We start from the raw sequence: 5,383 nt of genomic DNA on the forward strand, positions 1-5,383 counted from the left end.
TGGTCGTCACCGTCGTATAGGCGAGATCGCCGCCGAGGGACTGCTGAATGGCGGCCGGAGTCACCGGCTCGTCGGTGGCCCACAGCGCGGCCAGCACCTCGCTTTCCAGCGCGCCTCGTGCCCGGCGGGCCCGACGACTGTCCACCCGGTCGCCCATGCAACCCCGCCATCCCGTAGCCACGACGTCTCGTCGTAGCATACGACAACGTCGTAGTAATGTACTGGCGGTAACGGCTGCGCCACGTCCAGCACACCCGGCCGCCCAGGTCCAGTAGCTTGGAGACGAGAAGAACCGTGAGTGACCTCACCTACACCCAATCGATTGTCACCGGGCTGTTGCAAGGCGTGACCGAACTGTTCCCGGTGTCCAGCCTCGGGCATTCCGTGCTGGTTCCCGCGGTGATCGGCGGAGGCTGGAAGCACCTCGTCACCGAATCGGCGTCCTCGACCAGCGAGAAGTCGCCCTATCTGGCGTTCATCGTCGCGCTGCACGTCGCGACCGCCGTCGCGTTGCTCATCTTCTTCCGGTCCGACTGGGCCCGCATCGTTCGCGCCTTCGTCAACACGGTACGCACGCGTACCGTGACCACCTCGGACGAGCGGCTGGCCTGGCTACTAATCATCGCTACAGTCCCCGTCGGACTCACCGGCATCGTCCTCGAACACACCTTCCGGACACTGTTCGCCAAACCGCTGGCCGCCGCGCTGTTCCTCACCCTCAACGGCGTCATCCTGCTCGCCGGGGAACGGCTGCGCCGCGCCGCGGAAACCCGCCACGCACATCCCGTACCCACAGCTCGCGCCGGTGCCGGTGCCGGTGCTGCCAGTGAGGGCGCCGGTGAGGGCACCGATGACGGCGACGTCGTCACCGAGCACCAGGGCCTGGTGGTGGCCGAACACCGCAGCCTCGACCGGCTCGCCTACCGGGATGCCGGCGTCATCGGCCTGTTCCAGACCCTCGCGCTGTTCGCCGGTATCTCCCGGTCCGGGATCACCATGGTCGGCGGGCTGCTGCGCGGCCTTGACCACGAGGACGCAGCCCGGTTCTCCTTCCTGCTCGCCACCCCCGTCATCCTCGCCGCCGGCGTCCTGAAACTCCCGGCCCTCGCCGGTGACGCCGGCAGCCACATCCACGGCCAGGTCATCGTCGGGATGCTGGTCGCCGGCACCGCCGCCTACCTGTCCGTACGTTTCCTCACCAACTATTTCCAGACCCGCACCCTCACCCCGTTCGCCGTGTACTGCCTCGTCGTCGGGGGACTGGCCACCCTGCGTTTCACCATCGGCAGCTGACGGCGGCCGGTGCGGCCCAGGGCCGCTGCCGGCATCCCGTTGGTGGTTACGAAAGGATGTGAATCCGATGCTGCTGGAGAAGCATCCGGTTCACATCCTTTGGTTCCTGAGCGGAGCGTGCCGGGCGAAGGGGCTGGAGCGCCGCGCGATGGCGGTCACCGACCTGTCAGCGCCATCACGGTCGGGCAGACTGGACATGGTTGACGACCGGAGAGAAAGGATCGGGCGATGTCCAAGATTACGCCGTGGCTGTGGTTCGACACCCAGGGGGAAGAGGCTGCCGAGTTCTATACGTCGATTTTCCCGAACTCAAAGATCCTTGATGTCACTCGCTATGGCCAGGCCGGACCCCGTCCAGAGGGCACAGTCATGACCGTCACCTTCATGCTGGACGGGCAGGAGTACGTCGCTCTGAACGGCGGGCCGGAGTTCACGTTCTCCGAGGCGATCTCGTTGCAGGTCAGCTGCGGTTCTCAGGGAGAGGTCGACGAGTATTGGAGCAGGCTGTCCGACGGCGGCCAGGAGGGCTCCTGCGGTTGGCTCAAGGATCGCTACGGGCTGTCCTGGCAGATCATTCCGGCCGCGCTGGGCGAGGTGCTCGGCGACCCCGACTCCGGGCGGTCCCAGCGCGCCATGCGGGCGATGCTGGCGATGAAGAAGATCGATATTGAGGAGCTGCGGCGCGCCGCCGATCAGGCGTAGGGATGGCGGGCAAGGCGCCCGAGAACCAGGTCGATCCCGGTCCGCTCGACCGGCTCTCAAGGATGTGAATCGGATGCTTCTCCAGCAGCAGAGGATTCACATCCATCGGCCCGGTGAACCGTTACCTGATACCGGGTTCAGCTCGTACTATTCCGATACGTCGGCTCCCGTACGTCGGCGGTGTGGTGACCGTTCGTCGGTTGCGCGGGGTGGCGCCGTGGTCCTCCCCCGGACCGGAGCAGCGGTGTGACAGCCTTGCCACCGTCTGGACCATTGTCCCGTCCCGCCCCGCCGCCGAGAGAGACCGCATGCTGATCCGACTCCTGCGGGCCCACCTCGGCCCGTACACCCGGCCGATCACGATCGTGGTCGGCCTGCAGCTGGTGGCGACGATCGCCATCCTGTACCTGCCGACCCTGAACGCCGACATCATCGACCACGGGGTGATCACCGGCGATACGGGCTACATCCTGCGCACAGGTGGGATCATGCTCGGGGTCGCCGCCGTGCAGATCGTCTGCGCGGGCGCCGCGGTGTACTTCGGCGCCCGGATCGCGATGGCGCTCGGTCGGGACCTGCGGGCGGCGCTTTTCGACCAGGTGCAGTCGTTCTCCGTCCGTGAGGTCGGTCGGTTCGGCGCACCATCCCTGATCACCCGGGCGACCAACGACGTCCAGCAGGTTCAGATGCTGGCGCTGATGAGCTTCACGCTGATGGTGTCCGCACCGATCATGTGCCTGGGCGGTATTGTGCTGGCCCTGCACCAGGACGCCAGGCTGTCGACCCTGCTCATCGTGATCGTACCGGTTCTCGGCGCGATCATCATCGCGATCGTGCGCCGGATGAAGCCGCTGGGCCGGGCCATGCAGGAGCGTCTTGACGTCGTCAACCGGATCCTGCGCGAACAGCTCAGCGGGTTGCGAGTGATCCGCGCCTTCGTCCGCGACGACTACGAGCAGCGCCGGTTCGGGGTGGCCAACGCCGAGCTGACCGACGTCTCGCTGCAGTTCGGCCGGCTGATGGCGCTGATGTTTCCGCTGGTGCTCACGGTGGTGAACGTCGCCAGCGTGGCCGTGCTGTGGTTCGGCGCGCACCGCATCGACGCCGGCCAGATGCAGATCGGCGCGCTCACCGCCTTCCTCAGCTACCTCATGCAGATCCTGATGTCGCTGATGATGGCCACCTTCATGTTCATCATGATCCCTCGTGCTGAGGTGTGCGCCGAACGCATCGGGGAGGTGCTGGCGACCGAGTCCACGCTGTTGCCGCCGGTGAACCCGGTGCGTTCCCTCGACCGGCACGGCGAGCTCGAGCTGCGCGACGTCGGGTTCGGCTATCCCGGAGCCCAGGCGTCGGTGCTGCGCGGGATCAGCATTCGGGCCCGGCCCGGTCAGGTCACGGCGATCATCGGTGGCACCGGTAGCGGGAAGACGACGTTGATCGGCCTGATCCCGCGGCTGGCCGATGCCACGCAGGGTGCCATTCTCGTTGACGGCGTCGATGTCCGCGAACTCGACCCGGCGTTGCTGGCCGCCACCGTCGGGCTGGTCCCGCAGAAGCCCTACCTGTTCTCCGGCACGATCGCAACCAATCTGCGCTACGGCAACCCGGCCGCCACGGACGCCGACCTGTGGCACGCACTCGAGATCGCGCAGGCGAAGGGGTTCGTCGAGGCCATGCCCGAGGGCCTGGACAGCGTGATCGCCCAGGGTGGGATCAACGTGTCCGGCGGTCAGCGCCAGCGCCTCGCGATCGCCCGGGTGCTGGTCCGCCGCCCGGAGATCTACCTGTTCGATGACTCATTCTCGGCGCTGGACTACGCGACGGACGCGTACCTGCGGGCCGCACTCGCCCGGGAGACCGTCGCCGCGACCGTCGTGATCGTCGCTCAGCGGGTTTCCACCATCCGCGAGGCCGATCAGATCATCGTGCTGGACGGCGGCGAGGTGGTCGGTACCGGCACCCACCACCAGTTGATGGCTGGCAACACCACGTATCGGGAGATCGTGCTCTCCCAGCTTACCGAGGAGGAGGCCGCATGACCCGCCAGGCAGGGGTACCCGGCCAGGCACCGGTACCCAACCAGGTGCCTGGCCCGGCAGGGGTACCGGGCCAGGCACCGGCACCGGTCCAGGCAGCGCGTCGAGGTCCGGCGCCCATGGCTGGTCCGGGTCGTTTCTTCATGGGTCAGGGCCCGGCGGAGAAGTCGATGGACTTCTCCGGGTCGGGCCACCGGCTGCTCGGTCTGCTGCGTCCGCAGCGCCACCTGTTCGTCGTGGCCATCGGGCTGGCGACAGTGAGCGTCGGGTTCACCGTGCTCGGCCCACGGTTGCTCGGGCATGCCACCGACCTGGTGTTCGCCGGGATCTTCAGCCGGCGGCTGCCGGCCGGCACGTCCAAGGCGCAGGCCGTCGCGCAGCTGCGCGCCACCGGCCACGGAACCCAGGCTGACCTGCTCTCCTCGCTCGACGTCACGCCCGGTCATGGGATGGACTTCGCAGCGATCGGCTCCGTGCTGATGTGGGTGCTCGTCGTCTACGCGCTGGCGGGGCTGTGCGGCGTCGTGCAGGCCCGGCTGGTGAATGTGGCCTTGCAGCGGGTACTCGGCGGGCTACGCGGGGATGTGCAGCTTAAGATCTCCCGGCTGCCGTTGCGCTACTTCGATCACCAGACGCGGGGTGAGGTGCTCAGCCGGGTCACCAACGACATCGACAACCTCGGGCAGAGCCTGTCGCAGAGCCTGTCGCAGGTCATCGTATCGCTGCTGACCATCGTCGGCGTGCTGTCGATGATGCTCTGGATCTCCTGGATTCTGGCGTTGATCGCGCTGGTCACGGTGCCAATATCGATCATAATCGCAGCGCGGATCGGGAAGTTCGCGAAGCCGCAGTTCGTCGCCCAGTGGAAGATCACTGGTCGGCTCAACGCGCACATCGAGGAGATGTACACCGGGCACGCACTGGTTCGGGCTTTCGGCCGGCAGGAGGAGTCCGCGCAGCTCTTCCGTGACCACAACGAGCGGCTCTTTACCGCCAGCTGGCGCGCCCAGTCCATCTCCGGGCTCATGCAACCGGCGATGATGTTCATCGGGAACCTCAACTACGTGCTGGTGGCGGTCGTCGGTGGGCTGCGGGTCGCCTCCGGCGCGCTGTCGATTGGTGACGTACAGGCGTTCGTCCAGTACTCCCGGCAGTTCAGTCAGCCGCTGTCCCAGGTCGCGAGTATGGCGAACCTGGTGCAGTCCGGGGTGGCTTCCGCGGAGCGGGTGTTCGACCTGCTTGACGCAGCCGAGCAGAAACCCGACCCGGTCACGGCCGCGCACCCGGACCGGCTGCATGGCCGCGTCACCTTCGAGCACGTCATGTTCCGTTACGAGCCGGACCAGCCG

4 protein-coding genes are annotated in these 5,383 nt (G+C 67.2%); all 4 read left to right on the forward strand.

Features of this window, described 5'->3' with window-relative positions; genetic code table 11:
* Positions 1-294 precede the first annotated feature (294 nt).
* On the forward strand, positions 295-1,293 hold the full coding sequence (locus tag U9979_RS11365) for an undecaprenyl-diphosphate phosphatase (RefSeq protein WP_322779354.1): 999 nt from the start codon (positions 295-297) through the stop codon (positions 1,291-1,293).
* A 228-nt stretch (positions 1,294-1,521) separates the two neighbouring features.
* Entirely contained in the window at positions 1,522-1,995 is a 474-nt protein-coding gene (locus U9979_RS11370) for a VOC family protein (RefSeq protein ID WP_322779355.1), read from the forward strand.
* A 308-nt stretch (positions 1,996-2,303) separates the two neighbouring features.
* On the forward strand, positions 2,304-4,037 hold the full coding sequence (locus U9979_RS11375) for an ABC transporter ATP-binding protein (protein WP_322779356.1): 1,734 nt from the start codon (positions 2,304-2,306) through the stop codon (positions 4,035-4,037).
* 116 nt (positions 4,038-4,153) lie between these two features.
* A partial coding sequence (locus U9979_RS11380) for an ABC transporter ATP-binding protein (protein WP_322779357.1) occupies positions 4,154-5,383 on the forward strand: 1,230 nt, incomplete at its 3' end.

This window comes from Protofrankia sp. Cas4 (assembly GCF_963555915.1).
Lineage (GTDB): Bacteria > Actinomycetota > Actinomycetes > Frankiales > Frankiaceae > Protofrankia.